Origin of the sequence: Rhizobium sp. NXC14 (genome assembly GCF_002117485.1) — a bacterium.
GTDB lineage: Bacteria > Pseudomonadota > Alphaproteobacteria > Rhizobiales > Rhizobiaceae > Rhizobium.
The window spans coordinates 2,186,373-2,204,137 of sequence record NZ_CP021030.1 but is presented as its reverse complement, the minus strand read 5'-3'; the positions used below and the strand labels follow the sequence as shown (position 1 = coordinate 2,204,137).

Genomic DNA, 17,765 nt, shown 5'->3' with positions numbered 1-17,765 from the left:
GAGGCGGCTTTTCTGCCTCATACTGCATAATTCCTGAAATCGGAAATCCATTTCAGGGTTAGATTGCGGGTGAAATCGGCCCCAGGACAACAGGAGAGCCGTGGGCCGCGAAGGCCTCGTGCACGTGATCGCGGCCATCCACGATCACGACCTCCATCGCACGCCGAGCCGCGGCACTGTCGCCCGAAACGATGGCATCGACGATGCGCATGTGGGTATCGGCGATATTGGCGAACCCGTTTTCGGAGGGCGGCGTGCTGATGCGGAACATGCCGACCAGGGCCGCTTCGATGAGGCTGCCGAGGGTGCGCATGAAAGGATTGTGCGAGGCTTCGGCTATCGCCAGGTGAAAGCGCAGGTCGGCGAGCGCCAAGCTGTCGGCCGTATGCCCGCTGGCCGCCATTTCCTGCGCCAGTTCGCGAAGCGTCTCGATTTCCTCGGTGCTGGCGCGATCGGCGACGAGACCTGCGGCGAAGGGTTCGACGGCAAGACGGATATCGTAAAGATGCAGCAGGAATTCTTCCGTCACGCCATTATCGAAGTGCCAGGCGATGATTTCGCTGTCGAACATGTTCCAGAGGGTTTTCTCGGTCACGCGCGTGCCAACCCGCGCCTTGGCGACAACCATGCCCTTGGCTGCGAGCGTCTTCATCGTTTCACGCAAGACGGTGCGCGACACCTTAAAGCGTTGAGCCAGTTCGGTATCGCCGGGCAGGATCGAGCCGACCGGATAGGTGCCGGCGACGATTGCCTTACCGAGCTCGTCGACCACCTGTGCATGGCTCGTCCGGGTTCGGCGCCCTGTCTTGCGTGCCTCGATGAATTTGTTGCGCAAAGGACCCGCCCCCCTCAGGCATACCTCTTGTTCAGGCTGGAAAGGAACAGGATCGCCTTCTGCATCAGAATAAATGCAAATAGCAGCAGGCCAATCAGAATCTTCGTCCACCAGCTCGACAGCGTGCCGTCGAAGGTGATGTAGGTCTGAATGAGTCCCTGGATCAGAATCCCGATCAAGGTTCCCGCCACGAAGCCCGCTCCTCCGGTCAGCAGCGTCCCCCCAATGACCACCGCAGCGATGGCGTCAAGTTCGACGCCGACTGCCGCAAGAGAATATCCTGCAGAGGTGTACAGCGAAAAAACGATTCCGGATAGACCAGCGAGAAAACCCGACAGTGCGTAGATCTGGATCGTCGTGCGGCCGACCGGCACGCCCATCAACCGCGCCGTCTGCGGCCCGCCGCCGAGTGCATAGACGTTGGTACCGAAGCGGGTGCGGTGGGCGATGAAGATGCCGGCGGCAAAGACCAGAAGCATGACAGCGCCGATCAGCGTCAGCCGTCCACCGCCGGGCAGCCGCCAATAGAGGCTCGTCAGCGTGGAATAATAGTCGTGGTTGATCGGAATACTGTCGATCGAGAGCACGAAGGCGATACCGCGCGCCAGGAACATGCCGGCAAGCGTGACGATGAAGGCCGGCATTTCGAGATAGTGGATGATGGCGCCCATGATGGCGCCGAAGGCGGTGGTAATGACGAGGACCAGCGCAAAGGCAAGCAGCGGATGGATCGAGGTGTTCTGCAGGATCACCGCAAGGAACACGCCGGTGAAGGCGATGACCGAACCGATCGACAGATCGATGCCGCCGGAGATGATGACGAAGGTCATGCCGACGGCGGCAATGCCGAGGAAGGCATTGTCGGTCAGAAGATTGCCGATGACCCGCGTCGACAGCATGTTCGGGTATTGCAGCGTGCAGCCGGCATAAGCGAGCACGAAGATGACGATGGTCGCAAGCAGCGGCAGATATTTGGAGTTCATTTCGGCTACTCCCTTCCGCCCTGCCGGCGGCTGGCGAAGATGGCCAGCGATTGCACCGCCGGAGACTGAATGACGAGGATCACAATGATAATGACCGCCTTGATGATCAGGTTGAACTCCGGCGGAAATCCGGAGGACAGGATGCCGGTGTTGACCGCCTGGATGATCATTGCGCCGATCAGCGAGCCGACAATGCTGAATCTTCCGCCGAGCAGCGAGTTGCCGCCGACGACGACAGCAAGGATGGCATCAAGCTCCAGCCAGAGACCTGCATTGTTGGCGTCGGCGCCCTTGATGTCGGCCGCGACGATGATACCCGCGATCGAGGCGCAAAGCCCGCTCAGCATATAGACCGCCATCAGCAACACCGGTGTTTGAATGCCGGAAAGCGTGCTGGCGCGGCGGTTGATGCCGACGGCCTCGAGCAGCATGCCGAGCGCCGTGCGGCGAACGAGCAGGATGACGAGAAGACCGACGAGCAGCCAGATGACAACTGGCATCGGCAGAAGCGCCATGGAGCCGCTGCCGAAGAAGATCAGGCCATCATCGTTGAACGTCAGGATCGCGCCCTCGGTGATGAGCTGGGCAATGCCGCGGCCGGCAACCATCAGCACCAGCGTGGCAATGATCGGCTGGATGTTGAGGATCGCCACCAGAAAACCGTTCCAGACGCCGCAGGCAAGCCCGATCGCCAATGTCAGCAAAATCGTGTAGGTCACTGAATTTCCGGACACAATCGACGAAGCTGCAACGGCGCCGCAAATGGCGATGACCGCGCCGACCGACAGGTCGATGCCCTTGGTAGCAATCACCAGCGTCATGCCGATCGCCAACAAGGCCACCGGCGCGCCGCGATTGAGCACGTCGATCAGGCTGCCATAGAGGCGTCCATTTTGAACAACGACATTAAAAAACTGCGGCGACGTTATGAAATTCAACAGAAGAATGACTACGAGTGCGATCAGTTGTGGCGCCAGGCGATAGGCCAGCCCATTGCGAGAGGATTTCATGCATCCTCCTTCTTGTGCTCGGCGGCGGCGATGGCATCGACGATACCGGCTGCGGTGATGCGCTCGCCCGTCAATTCAGCGATATGCTGCCTGTCGCGAAGTACGATGACACGTGAACTATAGGCGACAAGCTCTTCGAGTTCCGAGGAAATTACGATCAATGACATGCCTTCAGCGCAAAGCTGTTCGATGAGCCGGATGATCTCCGCATGGGCGCCGACATCGATGCCGCGGGTTGGCTCGTCGAGGATGAGAAACTTGGGATTGGTTGCCAGCCAGCGGGCGAGGATCGCCTTCTGCTGATTGCCGCCGGAGAGCAGCCGGATCGGCTTTTCACGGTCGGTGGTGCGGATATCGAGCGCTTTGATATAGCGGTCGGCGAGCGCGTTCTGCTCGGCGCGCGACAGCGGCCGGGTCCAGCCGCGGCGAGCCTGCAGCGCCAGTGCGATATTTTCCCTGATCGAAAGGTCGCCGACGATGCCATCGGTCTTGCGGTCCTCCGGGCAGAAGCCGAAACCTTTTTCGATTGCGGCGCGCGGGCTGGAAAGGGTGACGGGCTGGCCGTCGATCGTCGCACTGCCGCTATCGGCATGTTCGACGCCGAAGAGCAGCTCGGCGGTTTCGGTGCGCCCGGAACCAAGCAGCCCTGCCACGCCGACCACCTCGCCGGCGCGCACATCGAGATCGAAGGGCTTGACCTTGCCGCGTTTGCCGTAGCCGGAAAAGCGGTACCGGACCTCGCCCGCCGCGATGCTGCGTTCCCCGACCGCCTCTTCGGCCTGGGCAAGCTCGCGGCCGAGCATCATGGCGATCAGACCCTGGCGCGGCAACTCGGCGGCGTCACGGGTGCCGACGAGCTTGCCGTTGCGCAGCACGGTGATGCGATCGCTGATCGCATAGACCTGCTCGAGGAAATGGGTGATGAAGACAATGCCGAGGCCACGCTTCTTCAGGTCCTCAATGATGCGAAAGAGCAGCGCCACTTCCTGGTTGTCGAGGCTTGCCGTCGGCTCATCCAATATCAGCACCTTGCCGGAAAGATCGACGGCACGGGCGATGGCGACGACCTGCTGGACGGCGACGGAGAAACGGGCGAGTTCGGCGGTGACGTCAATATCGATGCCGTAACCGGCGAGCAGTTCGCGCGCCTTGCGGTTCATCGCACGCACGTCGGTCATGCCGAAACGCCTCGGCTGGCGTCCGAGAAAGAGGTTTTCAGCGACGCTTAGATTGGCGAGGAGGTTGACCTCCTGATAAACGGTCCCGATACCGAGTTTCTGGGCAGCGAGCGTATTGGCCGGATTGATTTCCTGGCCGTCGAGCATCAGGCTGCCGCCGTCGCGATGATAGGCGCCGGTGATGCACTTGATCAGCGTCGATTTTCCGGCGCCGTTCTCGCCGAGAAGCGCATGAACCTCCCCGCGGCGCAGCGTGAAATCAACCTTATCAAGGGCGACGGCGCCGGGAAAAAACTTGGATATAGCCGAGGCTGCGAGAATATTCTCGTTATTGTGAACCATGAGGGCTGCTGTGTCCTGATATTGCGCCGTGCGCCCGCGCCAAGACCGGGCTGCCGCCCGATCCGGCACCGGCAGTTCCGCACCGGCCCATTGTGGGCCAGTGCGGTTGCAGGTTCAAATCAGTAGCCCTGACCCTTCTTCTCTTCGTAGACCTTCATCGGATTGTCGGCCGGCGTGTAGAGCTTGGACTCGGTCTGGATCCACTTCGGCGGAGCCTTCTTGTCCTTCAGATAGGCTTCGAGCGCGTCGAAGGCAGGACCAGCCATGTTCGGCGTCAGCTCGACGGTGGCGTTGGACTCGCCTTCCGACATCGCCTTGAAAATATCCGGCACGGCGTCGATAGAGACGACAAGGATATCCTTGCCGGGCTTCAGGCCGGCTTCCTTGATCGCCTGGATGGCGCCGACGGCCATGTCGTCGTTGTGGGCATAGAGCGCGCAGATGTCCTTGCCGCCATTTTCGGCCTTCAGGAAGCTTTCCATGACTTCCTTGCCCTTGGTGCGGGTGAAGTCACCGGTCTGGCTGCGAACGATCTTGAGGTTGTCGTGGCCGGCAAGAGCTTCTTCGAAGCCCTTCTTGCGGGCGATCGCCGGCGAGGAACCGGTGGTGCCCTGCAGTTCGACGACATTGCACTTCTTGTCGCCGACGGTCTTCACCAGGAAGTCGCCTGCGACCTTGCCTTCATGAACGAGGTCCGAGGTCACGGCCGTCAGGTACAGATCGTCCGGAGCCTTGATGGTGCGGTCGAGAAGGATGACCGGGATCTTGGCTTCCTTGGCTTCCTTCAGAACGTCGTCCCAGCCGGTTTCGACAACCGGGGCGATCAGAATGGCATCAACGCCCTGAGCAATGAAGGAGCGCAATGCCTTGATCTGATTTTCCTGCTTCTGCTGCGCGTCGGCAAACTTCAGATCGATGCCGCGCTTCTTGGCCTGTTCTTTGGTAACAGTGGTTTCAGCCGCACGCCAGCCCGATTCCGAGCCGATCTGCGAGAAGCCGACCGTCAAGCCGCCGGCCGAAGCCGAACCGAACATGCAAGCAGCCAGAACCGTGGCACTCAAAAGTGCAGTCTTCAATTTCATGATATCCTCCCAATGCCGCTCCTTCGCGGCGCAGGGTCAAAAAATCATATAGTATTACTTTTGGCAATCACTTTTTTTAGCGTTACAGCAGAAAAAAGGGCGCCCGCCAGGACGCCCTTGGAAGTTGCAGAAAGCCGGGGAAATTATTGCGCCGGCAGCTTGTCGTCGACACCTTCGACATAGAAGTTCATGCCGAGCAGGGTGGCGTCATCTGCCTTCTCGCCCGCCTTCAGCCACGGCGTGCCGTCCTGCTTGTTGATCGGGCCGGTGAAGGGATGCAACTCGCCCGATTTGATCTTGGCTTCGGTTTCCTCGGCCATCCTCTTCACATCGTCAGGCATGTTGGTGTAGGGCGCCATCTTCAAAATGCCGTCCTTCAGGCCGTCCCAGCTCTGTTCCGACTTCCAGGTGCCGTCGAGGAGCGCGTGAACGCGTTTGGAGTAGTAAGCGCCCCAGGTGTCGACGATCGCCGTCAGTTGCGCCTTCGGGCCGGCTGCGATCATGTCGGACGCCTGACCGAAGGCGTGGATGCCGCGTTCTTCGGCAACCTGCATCGGCGCTGTCGTATCGGTGTGCTGCGTCAAGACGTCGACTCCCTGGTCGACCATCGCCTTGGCCGCATCGGCTTCCTTGCCGGGGTCGAACCAGGTGTTGACCCAGATGACCTTCAGCTTGAAGCTCGGATCAATCGACCTAGCGCCCTGCTCGAAGGAGTTGATGCCCATCACCACTTCGGGAATCGGGAACGAAGCGATGTAGGCGGCGCCGTGATTCTTCGAAGTCTTGGCGGCGATCTGGCCGAGGATGTAGCGGCCTTCATAGAATCGCGAGTTGTAGGTCGCGAGATTCGGGCCAGTCTTGTAGCCGGTGCCATGCTCGAACTTGACCTTCGGGAATTTGGCGGCGACCTTAACCGTCGCATCCATGAAGCCGAAGGACGTGGTGAAGATCAGCTTGCAGCCGGAACGGGCCAGACGTTCGATGGCGCGCTCGGCGTCCGGACCTTCCGGCACGTTTTCGAGATAAGGCGTTTCGATCTTGTCGCCGAATTCGGCCTGGACCTGCTGGCGGCCGAGATCGTGGGCCTGCGAATAGCCGCCATCGGTGTGCGAACCGACATAGACGAAGCAGACCTTCGTCTTCTCCGCGGCCTGAGCGGCGGAGGAAATGCCGATCAGGGCGGCGGCCGAGGCGGCGAGTGCAAATGTGAACTTCTTCATGGTTACCCCTGTTGGTTTGAAGTTATTGCGGAAACCCGTCCTCTATCGCTCCGGCACGAAGGCCTTCCCAAGCGATGCGGGTGTGTTGATCAACGTCGTGCGCCGATTATGGGAAATGATGATGAGAACCACAATAGTCGCGGCATAGGGCAGCATCGAAAGGAACTGCGCGGGAATTCCGAGACCGAAGGCCTGCGCGTGCAACTGCAGGATGGTGACCGCGCCGAAGAGATATCCCCCGGCAAAAACCCGCCATGGGCGCCAGGAGGCGAAAACGACAAGCGCCAGGGTGATCCAGCCGCGGCCGGCCGACATGTTCTCCGCCCATTGCGGCGTGTAGACGAGCGAGAGCTGCGCGCCGGCAAGACCGGCGCAGGCGCCGCCGAACATCACCGCCAGGTAACGCGTGCGGATGACACCGATGCCCAGGGTATGGGCCGACGTATGACTGTCGCCGATCGCCCTCAGTTTCAGCCCGGCCCGGCTGCGGAACAGGAACCAGCTGACGCCGATCACAAGTGCAATCGACAGGTAGAAGATCAAATCCTGCCTGAACAGAACATGGCCGATGACGGGAATATCCGACAGGACGGGAATGACGATCTCTTCGAGGCGAATGCCGGGAACGCTGACATAGGGCTCGCCGAGCATGCCCGATGCGCCGAGGCCGAGAAGCGTAAGCGCCAGTCCCGTCGCCACCTGATTGGCCACCAGCGTCAGCGTCAGGAAGGCGAACAGCAGCGAGAACAGCGCCGCCGCCGCTATGCCGCAGATAATCCCGACATACGGCGAGCCCGACGTCTGCGCGCCGGCAAAAGCGGCGACTGCGCCCATAATCATCATGCCTTCGACGCCGAGGTTCAGAACGCCGGAGCGCTCCGTCACCAGTTCGCCGAGCGCGGCGATCACGAGCGGCGTCGAGGCAGTGATAACGGTCAGCAGAATGGCTTCGAAGATGCTCATGCTCCCACGCCCCTGACCCGCGACCAGACGATGCGGATTTTGTAGTAGATCAGCGTATCGCAGGAGAGCACGAAGAAGAGCAGCAGGCCCTGGAAGACGCGGGTGACCTTGTCGGAGACGCCAAGCGACAGCTGCGCCGCTTCGCCGCCGAGATAGGTCAGCGCCAGCACCAGGCCAGACGCGATGATGCCGAGCGGATTGAGCCGGCCCAGGAAGGCGACGATGATAGCGGTGAAGCCGTAGCCCGGCGAGATGGCGGGCTGCAGGTGGCCGATCGAACCGGAGACCTCAGAGATTCCGGCAAGGCCGGCAAGCGCGCCCGAGAAGAGGAAACTAAACCAGATCATCTTCTTCGACGAGAAGCCGGCAAAGCGCCCTGCCCGCTCCGATTGGCCGAGGACGACGACCTCGAAACCTTTCAACGTAAAGCGCAGCATGAACCAGACGCCGATCGCCGCGATGATGGCGAAGATGAAGGCCCAATGAGCGCGGCCCGATTCTTCCCAGATCGCCGGCAGCACCGCCTCCGGCGCGAAATCGCGCGAAACAGGAAAGTTGAATCCCTTCGGATCGCGCCAGGCGCCCCGGACCAGCCAGTCGAGGAAAAGCTGGGCGACATAGACCAGCATCAGCGACGTCAGGATCTCATTCGTGTTGAAATGCGCCTTCAACAGCGCCGGAATGGCGGCAAAAAGCGCGCCGCCGAGCGCGCCGAGCAGCAGCATCAACGGCAGGACGAGAGGCGAATGCCAGTCGTAGAAGACGATCGGCAGATAGGAGCCGGTGATGGCGCCGATGGTGAACTGCCCCTCGGCGCCGATGTTCCAATTGTTCGAGCGGTAACTGACGGCAAGGCCGACGGCGATTAGGATCAGCGGTGCTGCCTTGATCGCCAGCTCGTGCAGCGACCAGACCTCGAGCAGCGGCTCGACAAAGAATGCATCGAGCGCCTCGACCGGATCCTTGCCGAGTATGGCGAACATCATGGCGCCGAAGGCGAGCGTCAGGGCAAGGGCCAGGAGCGGCGAGACGAAAGCGAAGAGCTTCGAGACGTCGGGACGTTTTTCCAGTTCAATGCGCATGGGCAGTCTCCGCGGCCGAACTGCCTTCATGCAGGCCGCCCATCAGCAGGCCGATCTTTTCGCGGGTCAGTTCGCCGGCCGGATAGGGCCGGGAAAGGCGCCCTTCGGAGATGACGGCGATATCGGTTGCCACTTCGAAGATTTCGTCGAGGTCCTGGCTGATGACGACAACGGCGGAGCCGGCTTTTGCAAGATCGACGAGCGCCTGGCGGATGCGGCTTGCCGCCCCCGCATCGACGCCCCAGGTCGGCTGGTTGACGACGAGGACGGCCGGCTGGCGGTCGAGCTCGCGGCCGACGATGAATTTCTGCAGATTGCCGCCGGAGAGCGAGCCGGCGGCGGGATCGTCACCGCTCTTGCGGACGTCCATCGCTTCGGAAATGCGCCGCGCCGCAGACCTGACCGCGCCCTGCCGGATGATGCCAAGCGCGCCCAGAAAGGCTTTGCGATCCGACTGGCTGCGGGCCAGCACCAGATTGTCGGACAGCTTCATCGCGGAAACGGCAGCGTGCCCGTGCCGCTCCTCCGGCACGAAACCGGCGCCAAGCAGGCGACGCGCGGTAATGCCCTGAGTGCCCACCGGCTTCTTGCGGATGATGATCGCTTCGGCTGAGGCAACCGGATACTCGCCCGACAGCGCGTCGAACAACTCGCTCTGGCCGTTGCCAGCGACCCCGGCAATTGCGAGGATTTCGCCCGCACGCACCGTCATGGAGACGTCGCGCAGCGGCATGGCAAAGGGCGTGCGCGGGGAAACCGACAGGTTCGAAACGGCAAGCTGCACCTCGCCCCTGTCGCTGCGCTCGGGATGGGTGACCGTCGCCACTTCGCTGCCGACCATCATGCGGGCGAGCGAGGCCGGCGTTTCCTGCCTGGGATCGCAGGCGCCGGTCACCCGGCCATGGCGCAGCACGGTGGCGCGATCGCAGATGCGCTGCACCTCCTCCAGACGGTGGCTGATATAGAGAACCGAGCGCCCCTCGGCGCGCAACTTGAACAGCGTCTCGAACAGCCTGTCGGCCTCCTGCGGCGTCAGCACCGAGGTCGGCTCGTCGAGAATGATCAGCTTCGGGTTCTGCAGCAGCGCCCGGACGATCTCGATGCGCTGGCGCTCTCCGACCGAGAGATCGGCGACATGGGCATGCGGATCGAGCGGCAGGCCGTAGGTGACCGACAGCGCCCTCGCCTCCTCGGCGATACGGTCGATCGGGATGGCGTCATCGAGCGATAGCGCGATGTTTTCGGCCACCGTGAGGGCCTCGAACAGTGAGAAATGCTGGAAGACCATGCCGATGCCGTGCTTGCGGGCTTCTCCCGGCGAGGCGATGACGACGGGACTGCCTTCCCAAAGGATCTGCCCGTGCGTCGGCTCGAGAACACCGAACAGCATCTTGACCAAGGTGGACTTGCCTGCGCCATTTTCGCCGAGAAGCGCATGAATCTCGCCCGGCGCTATGTCGAGATCGATGTCATTGCAGGCGGCAAAGCCACCGAAGAACTTCGTCAGCTTCTGGACGGATAACAACGCACCGGGATCCGGCACATTCAATGCAGACACGTTCCCCTCATTTCTTCTGCCAACCGGTCCGTTCGGATCTCATGGAATCAGCAGCGTCGTTCCTGTCGTTTTTCTTGCTTCCAGATCCGCGTGAGCCTGCCCAACCTCACGCAGCGGATAGGTTTGGTTGACATTGATACGCACTTTGTTGCTTTGCACAACATCAAATAGCGCCTTTGCACTATCGTCCAATTCCTGACGCGTGGCGATATAGGTGAAGAGCGTCGGGCGCGTCGCAAAGAGCGACCCTTTCTGAGCCAGCATGGCGAGGGTGAAATTCTCGATCGGCCCGGAAGATTGGCCGAAGGAGGCAAAAAGGCCGCGCGTCTTCAGGCAATCGAGCGACTGTGGAAAAGTATCGCGACCGATCGAATCATAGACGACATCGACACCCTTGCCGCCCGTTATCTCGCGGACGCGGCCGACGAAGTCTTCGCTCTTGTAGTTGATCACATGGTCGTAGCCGTGGGCGAGTGCCAGCTCGACCTTCTCCTTGGATCCAGCCGTGCCGATGACCGTAGCGCCGAGCGCCTTCGCCCACTGGCCCGCGATCAGACCGACTCCGCCGGCTGCGGCATGGAACAGAAGGACGGTCTGAGGGCCGACCTTGAAGGTGCGGTTCAGGAGATATTCGGCGGTCATGCCTTTCAGCATCATCGCTGCCGCCGTTTCGAGCTCGATGCCGTCAGGCACATGCACCAGATGGCGTGCCTCAATATTGCGCTCGGCGCTATAGGCGCCGTCGGCGCTGGCATAGGCGACCCGGTCGCCCGGTCTGAAATCGGTAACATCGTGGCCCACTGCCGTGACGGTGCCGGCGCCCTCCTTGCCGGTGACAAAGGGAAGGTGCGGTACCTTGTAGGAGCCGTTGCGGAAGTAGACATCGATGAAGTTCAGGCCGATCGCCGCCTGCCGGATCTGCACCTCGCCTGCCGCCGGCTGGGGAAGATCGATCTCGACATAGTTGAAAACCTCAGGTCCGCCCGTTTGCGAAAATGAAACCGCCTGCGTTTTCGTCATATTGTGTGTCCTTTAAGCTTCGCGTCCAAGGGCGGGGAAGAATTGCAGCACCGCGCCGATGACGTAAAGATAGAGCCCGGTCACAATGAAGAGAACGAGCGCCCATTGCGGCGTTTCGAAATGCATCAGCAGCGAATAGACGCCGAGCGCCGACCATAGCAGGAAGACGCCGAGATTGAGCGGGCGCAGTCTTTTCACTCTGACCGGATGGAGGAAATTGATCGGCAGGAAGGTCAGCACCACCGAAATCGTGACGACGGCGAGCGCGGTCGTGGCGCTGGCATCGATGACGAACAGGGTGAAGACGATCATGTTCCAGACGACGGGAAAGCCGGAGAAGAAATACTCATCGGTCTTCATGCCCATGTCTGCGTAATAGATGGCGCTGGAGACGACGATCATGCCTGCGGCGGCGAAGGACCAGGGCTCGCCGATCATGCCGCTCTGGTAGAGCGCGAAGGCCGGCAGGAGCACATAGGTAACGTAATCGATAATATTGTCGAGCGTATCGCCCGACCAGTTCGGCAGCACCTCCTTGACACGCACCTTGCGGGCAATCGGACCATCGATGCCATCGACCAGTAGAGCCAGACCCAGCCACCAGAACATGTCGATGAAGCGGTGCTCGGCGGCGGCGACCACGCCGAGGAAGGCGAGGAAGGAGCCGGAAGCCGTCAGGATATGAACGGAAAAGGCGCGCATTTCCGCGTAAGGAACACGCTTGTAATTGAAAATCTTCATAACCCCCCGACCGCCTGTCGCGCTCGCCCAGGCAAGCGTGTTTTATCGCCATCATCACCTGACCCTGTTCCTGAATCGGGCTCGACGGCGTAGGTCTTTGTTGTCGCACCGCTTTTGCCGAAATCAGCATACAATTGCGGCGCGCCGCTCTAATATGCATCCTTTGGCGGGCTTCGCCAGCGGGAAATATGACATTCCCCGCCAACCATTGAATCCTGACACGGACACGCATATTTCCTTTCATGAGCGCTGCGTGGAATGGAATGCCTTTAATTCCGGCCGGATATGTAATATCTGCCTCGCATCCGATAAGTTCATCCGACGAAACGGGATCCTCTACCGCAATGAACGCGCCTGCAAAGACCGAAGACTTCGCATCGTCCATCCCCGCCGGCGTCTATGCCGAGACGGTGCTCAGCGTGACGCATTACACCGACCGGCTCTTCCGCTTCACGATGACTCGGCCGCAGGGCTTCCGTTTCCGTTCCGGCGAATTCGCGATGATCGGCCTGATGGTCGAGGGCAAGCCGGTCTTCCGCGCCTATTCGATCGCCAGCCCCGCCTGGGCCGAAGAACTTGAATTCTTCTCCATCAAGGTGCCGGACGGTCCGCTCACCTCGCATCTGCAGGCGATCAAACCCGGCGACCAGGTGCTGATGCGCAAGAAGCCGACGGGCACGCTGGTGCTCGATGCGCTGACGCCTGGCCGCCGCCTCTACATGTTTTCGACGGGAACCGGCGTTGCGCCTTTCGCCAGCCTGATCCGCGATCCCGAGACCTATGAAAAGTTCGAGGAAGTCATCCTCACCCATACGACGCGCGATGTCGCCGAGCTGAAATACGGTTTCGACCTCGTGCATGAGATCCAGAATGACGAACTGCTGAAAGAAGTCGTCGGCGACAAGCTCCGTCATTATGCGACTGTTACACGCGAGGATTTCGAATATCGCGGCCGCATCACCGACCTGATCTCTTCAGGCAAGCTGTTTACCGATCTCGGCGTGCCGCCGCTCGATCCGGCAATCGACCGCGGCATGATCTGCGGCTCCTCGGCCATGCTGAAGGATACCAAGGAACTGCTGGAGAAGGCCGGCCTCAATGAAGGCGCCAACAGCAAGCCCGCCGAATTCGTCATCGAACGGGCCTTCGTCGGCTGACCTTTTTGCGACAAGCAGATTTGAAGCGGCTCCGGAAACGGGGCCGTTTTTATTTGCGGGCGAGATAGTCGATCAATGCCGCCATAGCCGCATGCGCCTCATCCGGTCTGCCCCGCTGAATGGCCCGAATAACGCCGACATGCAGCGCGATGGCGCGGTCCATTCGCCCAGGGCTTGCGGTGGAATACCAGAGGCGACGCGAATGGGTCTGCACTGGGCCGAGCGCGGCCGTTATGAAGCCATTCGGACAGGCATCCTCGAGGATCTCGTCGAAAGCCTTGTCGGCGGCGAAGAAGCCGGCGAGATCACCCGTGGCGGCGCATTCCTCCATGGCGCGAGCGCAGTCGCCGAGGCGATCGCGCTGTTCGCCGCCCGCATGTTCGGCGACCAATGCCGCAGCAATCGGCTCCAGCTCGCGGCGCACTTGCATGACATTGCCATGATCCTCCGGCGCGATCTCGGCAACTTGCAATCCGACACGCGGCTTCACCAGGATCAGCCCCTGCCAGGCGAGTTTCTGAATCGCCTCGCGCACCGGCGTGCGTCCGTGGCCCGCCATATCGATCAGCTGCTTTTCGGTGACGAGCGCACCGGGTTTCAGCACCAGCGTGACGATCAGATGCTCGAGCGCGAGATAGGCAAGGTGGCTTTGTGACGTCAGCATGCCGATAATTCCGTAGCCCACCTGATATATCACATCCTGGCACGGTGAAGATTCGAAGACAAGGGGATGCCAGACAAGAAGTAAAAACCCAATTCGCAGGTCCGTATGACCGAACCGCGACCCTTCACTCGTGCCGCAGCGCCTCAATGGGATTGAGCTGCGCTGCCCGTCTCGCCGGAAAATAACCGAAGATCATGCCGATTGCGGCGGAGAAGAGGAAGGCGACGGCGACCATCATCGGGCTGAAGACGAAGGGGACTTTCAGGAGGGTGACCGCCACCAGACCGAGGCTCAGGCCGAGCACGATGCCGGTGATGCCGCCGAAGAGCGAGAGCGCCACCGCCTCGACCAGGAACTGAGTGAGCACCTGGTTTTCGAGGGCGCCGATCGCCAGGCGAATGCCGATTTCCCGAGTTCGTTCGGTGACGGAGACCAGCATGATGTTCATGATGCCGATGCCGCCGACGAGCAGGCTGATGGCGGCGACGGCGCCGAGCAGGCCGGTCAAGAGCGTCGTCGTGCCGGTCATCGCCTCGGCGATCTGTGTCATGTCGTTGACATTGAAATCGTCCTGGCGGCCGGGAATGATCTTGCGGCGCTCACGCAGCAGATTTTCGACATCGGCCTGCACCTTGGCCGTGGACACACCGTCGCGCGCCGAAATGATGATCTGCGGCACGTTGCTGTTGCCGCTGATGCGCCGCTGGAACACCTTGACCGGCATGATGACGACATCATCCTGGTCGGTGCCCATGCCGGACTGGCCGCGCCTGGCGAGCACGCCGATGACCGGGCAGGAAACCTTGCCGACACGGATCTGCTGGCCGAACGGATCGCCGGCGCCGAAGAGCTGCGAGCGGACCGTCTCGCCGATGATGCAACGGGACTGGCCGCGCTCCTCGGCGGGGGTGAAATTGCGGCCGAGCGCCAGGTTCCAGTCCTGCGCGACGAAATAATCGTTGGTGGTGCCGTAGACACTGGTCGAATGGTTCTGGCCGCCAAAAATCACCGTTGCCGTCGATTGGTTGAGCGGCGCCACCGCCCTCAAGCCGCCGATCTGGTTACGGATGGCGGCGACATCCTTGACGCTGAAGCGTTTGGCCTCGGAGCTCGCCCGCCCTGGGCCGAACTGGCCGGGACGGACGAACAGCATGTTGGTGCCGAGCCGCGACAATTCGGTCGAAACCTGGGCGGTCGTGCCGTTGCCGATCGTCACCAGTGCGATGACGGCGGCAACGCCGATGACGACGCCGAGCACGGTGAGGAACGAACGCAGCATGTTGCGGCTGATGGCGCGCAGCGCGAGCTTCAGCGTCTCAAAGAACATGATCCGCCCTCTTCCGATGCTCGGCCTCCGTCTCCAGCTTGCCGTCGACGAAACGCAGCAGCCGCTCGGCATAGGCGGCGATATCGGGCTCGTGCGTGACCATGACGATGGTGATGCCCTGCTCGCGGTTCAGCCGCGTCATCAGATCCATGATCTCGACGCTGGTCTTGGTGTCGAGATTGCCCGTCGGCTCGTCGGCGAGCAGCAGCGCCGGTTCGGTGACGATGGCGCGGGCGATGGCGACGCGCTGTTGCTGGCCTCCTGAGAGCTCCTGCGTCTTGTGATGCTCGCGGCCGGAGAGGCCGACCAGCGCAAGTGCCTCGTGCGCTCGTTCGCGCCGTTCACGCACCGGCATGCCGCGATAGATCAGCGGCAGTTCGACATTCTCGACCGCCGAGGTACGCGACAGAAGGTTGAAGCCCTGGAAGACGAAGCCCAGCATGTGGCGGCGCAACAGCGTCAGCTGGCTGCGGTCGAAGCCGCTGGTCGGGATGCCCTGGAAGATGTAATCGCCTGATGTCGGCACGTCGAGACAGCCGAGAATGTTCATCGCCGTCGACTTTCCGGAGCCTGACGGCCCCATGATCGCGACGAATTCATGGGCATCGATCGCAAGATCTACATGGTCGAGCGCGCGGATCGCCGCCTCACCCTCGCCGTAGATTTTCGAGACCTTCCTGAACTCGATGAGCGGCGGCATTGTCATCGTCTCTCCGCCTAGTTCGTCCGCACCGTGGCGTCGGTCACCAGGGCGTCATCTTCCTTGAGTTCGCCCGATACCACCTGGGTAAACTGGCCATCGGACGAGCCGGCCTGGATGACGACGGGCGCGGCGCGGCCATTGCGCAGCACCCAGACGCGGCGCTGCGCCCCCGTCAGCGCCTGGCCGGAATCGCCGCCGCGCCGGCGTGGTGGCCCGAAAATTGCGAGAATACCGCGCCCGCGCCGTTCCGCTTGCGACGGGGCATAACGCAGCGCCGCATTCGGCACCATCAGCGTGTCCTTGACGGCCTCGACGGTGATATCGGCGGTCGCCGTCATCCCGGGGCGGAGCAGCAGATCGGCATTATCGACCGAGAGGACCGCCTTATAGGTCACCACATTGTTGACCACTTCGGAGGCGAAGCGGATCTGCTCGATCTCGGCAGGGAACGACCGGTCGGGATAGGCATCAACGGTAAACTTCGCCTTCTGGCCGACGGCGATCTTGCCGACGTCGGCCTCGTCGACATCGACCTGCAGCTCCATCTTCTTCAGATCGCCGGCGATGGTGAAGAGAACGGGCGCCGAAAGCGAGGCGGCGACGGTGGCGCCCGGATTGACGGAACGGGTGAGGATCACGCCGTCGATCGGCGAGACGATTTTTGCCTTGGCGAGATTGACCTCGGCAAGCTGCAGATCGGCCTCCGCGGCCAGCACCTCGGCTTCGTTGATCTGTTTGGCAGCGACGGCGGAATCATATTTGTAGGTGGCGTCGTCGAGGCTCTGCTGTGTGGACACATTGCTCCTGACCAGGCTCTTCAGCCGCTCGAGCGAGGTGCTCGCCGATTCGAGATCGGCATTGGCCTTGGCGACATTCGCCTTGGCCGAATTGACTTTGGCGCGCGAGCTCTTCACATCCGCCTCGAGCTTGTTGGTGTCGAGCAGCGCCAGCACGTCGCCCGCCTTGATCGTGCTGTTATAGTCGACGTTGACGTCACGGACGGTGCCGGAAAGTTCGCTCGAGATGTCAACTTGCTCGGTCGGCTGCACCGAACCGGTGGCGGTGACAAGCACCGTCAGGTCGCCGCGTTTTGCCGGCTGCGTGGTGTAGCTCACCTCGCTTTGCCCCCGGCCGACATAGAAATAGGCGGCAGCTGCGGTGGCAACGAGGATGATCAGCAGAACCAGCAAACGCCCGCGCCAGCGGCCCCGCTTGTTCTGCCTTGCCGACGCGGCAAGTACCGCAGCGAGGTCGGGCGTTCCGCCGGCCTTTGCTCCGGTTTCTTCGCCGCTTACGATTTTGTTCATGTCATCCTCGATCAGTCAGTGGCCGCATCGGCCTGCAATGAAATAATCACACCGCAGATGAACCGGGAATTAGCGTTGCCGCCGAACTGGCACGGAATTGCGGACGGGTGAAATGAAATATTGGTAAGAAAACTCAAGTTTCAGTACCGCGGAGCCTATAGCGCCAAAATCCCCAGCGTTTCGCGCTCCTGACAGGCAGAAATTGCCCACCGTCAATCGGGATCCTCGGTAAATTGCCCGGCACCCGGCAGCGGATGCAGCCAGGCTTCGCGCCGCTTGATCCACACTTCATGGTTCGGCTCAAGATCCGTCGGCGGACCGTCGAGAGAGCCGAGGCGGATTTCCACCGTCGCCTCCTGAAGGCAGAAGAGCCTGCTGCCGCAGGCGGGGCAAAAGCTGCGGCCGGCGAATGTGGCAATCTCGCCGCTATGGGAAAATGCTGGTCGGGGCCAAAGCGCAAAGAACACGAAGGCGGAACCACTCGATTTGCGGCAATCAGCGCAGTGGCAGAGGCCTACGCGAAGCGGCTCGCCTTCCACTCGATAGGCGACCGCTCCGCAAAGGCAGCTTCCCGTTCTGATCCTCATTGACGG

Annotated in this window: 17 protein-coding genes; 1 reads left to right on the top strand and 16 read right to left on the bottom strand. The window is 61.5% G+C overall.

All coding sequences use genetic code 11. The features are described from left to right. Positions 1 to 58: 58 nt before the first annotated feature. From NXC14_RS10880 to pcsA, 11 genes are all read right to left on the bottom strand, one after another. Positions 59 to 835, bottom strand: coding sequence for a FadR/GntR family transcriptional regulator (locus NXC14_RS10880; RefSeq protein ID WP_085778149.1), 777 nt, complete (start codon positions 833 to 835; stop codon positions 59 to 61). 14 nt (positions 836 to 849) lie between these two features. Beyond that, positions 850 to 1,818 (bottom strand): galactofuranose ABC transporter, permease protein YjfF, encoded by a 969-nt coding sequence (gene yjfF, locus NXC14_RS10875; RefSeq protein WP_085778148.1) that lies wholly within the window; start codon positions 1,816 to 1,818, stop codon positions 850 to 852. 5 nt (positions 1,819 to 1,823) lie between these two features. Then, positions 1,824 to 2,828: an ABC transporter permease gene (locus tag NXC14_RS10870; protein WP_085778147.1), complete on the bottom strand. Its 1,005-nt coding sequence runs from the start codon at positions 2,826 to 2,828 to the stop codon at positions 1,824 to 1,826. Then, positions 2,825 to 4,348, bottom strand: coding sequence for a galactofuranose ABC transporter, ATP-binding protein YtfR (ytfR, locus tag NXC14_RS10865; protein WP_085778146.1), 1,524 nt, complete (start codon positions 4,346 to 4,348; stop codon positions 2,825 to 2,827). Before ytfR ends, NXC14_RS10870 begins: the two co-directional genes overlap by 4 nt. A gap of 119 nt (positions 4,349 to 4,467) precedes the next feature. After that, on the bottom strand, positions 4,468 to 5,430 hold the full coding sequence (gene ytfQ / locus NXC14_RS10860) for a galactofuranose ABC transporter, galactofuranose-binding protein YtfQ (RefSeq protein ID WP_085778145.1): 963 nt from the start codon (positions 5,428 to 5,430) through the stop codon (positions 4,468 to 4,470). Positions 5,431 to 5,573: 143 nt separating this feature from the next. Next, the gene (locus tag NXC14_RS10855) at positions 5,574 to 6,650 is read right to left on the bottom strand and encodes a BMP family ABC transporter substrate-binding protein (RefSeq protein WP_085778144.1); all 1,077 of its coding nucleotides are present in this window, start codon (positions 6,648 to 6,650) and stop codon (positions 5,574 to 5,576) included. A 42-nt stretch (positions 6,651 to 6,692) separates the two neighbouring features. After that, the gene (locus tag NXC14_RS10850) at positions 6,693 to 7,613 is read right to left on the bottom strand and encodes an ABC transporter permease (protein ID WP_085778143.1); all 921 of its coding nucleotides are present in this window, start codon (positions 7,611 to 7,613) and stop codon (positions 6,693 to 6,695) included. Next, positions 7,610 to 8,695, bottom strand: a complete 1,086-nt coding sequence (locus NXC14_RS10845) for an ABC transporter permease (RefSeq protein WP_085778142.1) — start codon at positions 8,693 to 8,695, stop codon at positions 7,610 to 7,612. Before NXC14_RS10845 ends, NXC14_RS10850 begins: the two co-directional genes overlap by 4 nt. Beyond that, positions 8,685 to 10,253 (bottom strand): ABC transporter ATP-binding protein, encoded by a 1,569-nt coding sequence (locus tag NXC14_RS10840; protein WP_085778141.1) that lies wholly within the window; start codon positions 10,251 to 10,253, stop codon positions 8,685 to 8,687. The genes NXC14_RS10845 and NXC14_RS10840 overlap by 11 nt, the downstream gene beginning before the upstream one ends. 39 nt (positions 10,254 to 10,292) lie before the next feature. Next, positions 10,293 to 11,273, bottom strand: a complete 981-nt coding sequence (locus NXC14_RS10835) for a quinone oxidoreductase (RefSeq protein WP_085778140.1) — start codon at positions 11,271 to 11,273, stop codon at positions 10,293 to 10,295. 12 nt (positions 11,274 to 11,285) lie between these two features. Then, the gene (gene pcsA / locus NXC14_RS10830; protein WP_085778139.1) at positions 11,286 to 12,014 is read right to left on the bottom strand and encodes a phosphatidylcholine synthase; all 729 of its coding nucleotides are present in this window, start codon (positions 12,012 to 12,014) and stop codon (positions 11,286 to 11,288) included. A gap of 344 nt (positions 12,015 to 12,358) precedes the next feature. Here pcsA and NXC14_RS10825 point away from each other — a divergent pair, with 344 nt between their 5' ends. After that, positions 12,359 to 13,171 carry a ferredoxin--NADP reductase gene (locus tag NXC14_RS10825; RefSeq protein WP_064806129.1) on the top strand — a complete coding sequence of 271 codons (813 nt, stop codon included), beginning with the start codon at positions 12,359 to 12,361 and terminating at the stop codon, positions 13,169 to 13,171. 49 nt (positions 13,172 to 13,220) lie between these two features. On the opposite strand, the gene NXC14_RS10820 is transcribed toward NXC14_RS10825, so the two are convergent. The 5 genes from NXC14_RS10820 to NXC14_RS10800 all read right to left on the bottom strand — a co-directional run bounded on the left by NXC14_RS10820 (position 13,221) and on the right by NXC14_RS10800 (position 17,759). After that, on the bottom strand, positions 13,221 to 13,835 hold the full coding sequence (locus NXC14_RS10820) for a GntR family transcriptional regulator (protein WP_085778138.1): 615 nt from the start codon (positions 13,833 to 13,835) through the stop codon (positions 13,221 to 13,223). A 124-nt stretch (positions 13,836 to 13,959) separates the two neighbouring features. Continuing rightward, on the bottom strand, positions 13,960 to 15,162 hold the full coding sequence (locus NXC14_RS10815; protein ID WP_085778137.1) for an ABC transporter permease: 1,203 nt from the start codon (positions 15,160 to 15,162) through the stop codon (positions 13,960 to 13,962). Further along, the gene (locus tag NXC14_RS10810; protein WP_085778136.1) at positions 15,152 to 15,868 is read right to left on the bottom strand and encodes an ABC transporter ATP-binding protein; all 717 of its coding nucleotides are present in this window, start codon (positions 15,866 to 15,868) and stop codon (positions 15,152 to 15,154) included. Before NXC14_RS10810 ends, NXC14_RS10815 begins: the two co-directional genes overlap by 11 nt. Positions 15,869 to 15,879: 11 nt before the next feature. Further along, positions 15,880 to 17,172 (bottom strand): efflux RND transporter periplasmic adaptor subunit, encoded by a 1,293-nt coding sequence (locus tag NXC14_RS10805; protein WP_085778135.1) that lies wholly within the window; start codon positions 17,170 to 17,172, stop codon positions 15,880 to 15,882. A gap of 212 nt (positions 17,173 to 17,384) precedes the next feature. Next, on the bottom strand, positions 17,385 to 17,759 hold the full coding sequence (locus NXC14_RS10800) for a GFA family protein (RefSeq protein ID WP_085778134.1): 375 nt from the start codon (positions 17,757 to 17,759) through the stop codon (positions 17,385 to 17,387). Between the last annotated feature and the right edge of the window lie 6 nt (positions 17,760 to 17,765).

What these genes read in the sequence shown, in the direction of transcription:
- NXC14_RS10800 (WP_085778134.1), bottom strand. Translation starts at nt 17,759, where the DNA reads ATGAGGATCAGAACGGGAAGCTGCCTTTGCGGAGCGGTCGCCTATCGA.
- pcsA (WP_085778139.1), bottom strand. Translation starts at nt 12,014, where the DNA reads ATGAAGATTTTCAATTACAAGCGTGTTCCTTACGCGGAAATGCGCGCC.
- ytfQ (WP_085778145.1), bottom strand. Translation starts at nt 5,430, where the DNA reads ATGAAATTGAAGACTGCACTTTTGAGTGCCACGGTTCTGGCTGCTTGC.
- NXC14_RS10850 (WP_085778143.1), bottom strand. Translation starts at nt 7,613, where the DNA reads ATGAGCATCTTCGAAGCCATTCTGCTGACCGTTATCACTGCCTCGACG.
- NXC14_RS10825 (WP_064806129.1), top strand. Translation starts at nt 12,359, where the DNA reads ATGAACGCGCCTGCAAAGACCGAAGACTTCGCATCGTCCATCCCCGCC.
- yjfF (WP_085778148.1), bottom strand. Translation starts at nt 1,818, where the DNA reads ATGAACTCCAAATATCTGCCGCTGCTTGCGACCATCGTCATCTTCGTG.
- NXC14_RS10855 (WP_085778144.1), bottom strand. Translation starts at nt 6,650, where the DNA reads ATGAAGAAGTTCACATTTGCACTCGCCGCCTCGGCCGCCGCCCTGATC.
- NXC14_RS10805 (WP_085778135.1), bottom strand. Translation starts at nt 17,172, where the DNA reads ATGAACAAAATCGTAAGCGGCGAAGAAACCGGAGCAAAGGCCGGCGGA.
- ytfR (WP_085778146.1), bottom strand. Translation starts at nt 4,348, where the DNA reads ATGGTTCACAATAACGAGAATATTCTCGCAGCCTCGGCTATATCCAAG.
- NXC14_RS10810 (WP_085778136.1), bottom strand. Translation starts at nt 15,868, where the DNA reads ATGACAATGCCGCCGCTCATCGAGTTCAGGAAGGTCTCGAAAATCTAC.
- NXC14_RS10845 (WP_085778142.1), bottom strand. Translation starts at nt 8,695, where the DNA reads ATGCGCATTGAACTGGAAAAACGTCCCGACGTCTCGAAGCTCTTCGCT.
- NXC14_RS10870 (WP_085778147.1), bottom strand. Translation starts at nt 2,828, where the DNA reads ATGAAATCCTCTCGCAATGGGCTGGCCTATCGCCTGGCGCCACAACTG.
- NXC14_RS10815 (WP_085778137.1), bottom strand. Translation starts at nt 15,162, where the DNA reads ATGTTCTTTGAGACGCTGAAGCTCGCGCTGCGCGCCATCAGCCGCAAC.
- NXC14_RS10820 (WP_085778138.1), bottom strand. Translation starts at nt 13,835, where the DNA reads ATGCTGACGTCACAAAGCCACCTTGCCTATCTCGCGCTCGAGCATCTG.
- NXC14_RS10835 (WP_085778140.1), bottom strand. Translation starts at nt 11,273, where the DNA reads ATGACGAAAACGCAGGCGGTTTCATTTTCGCAAACGGGCGGACCTGAG.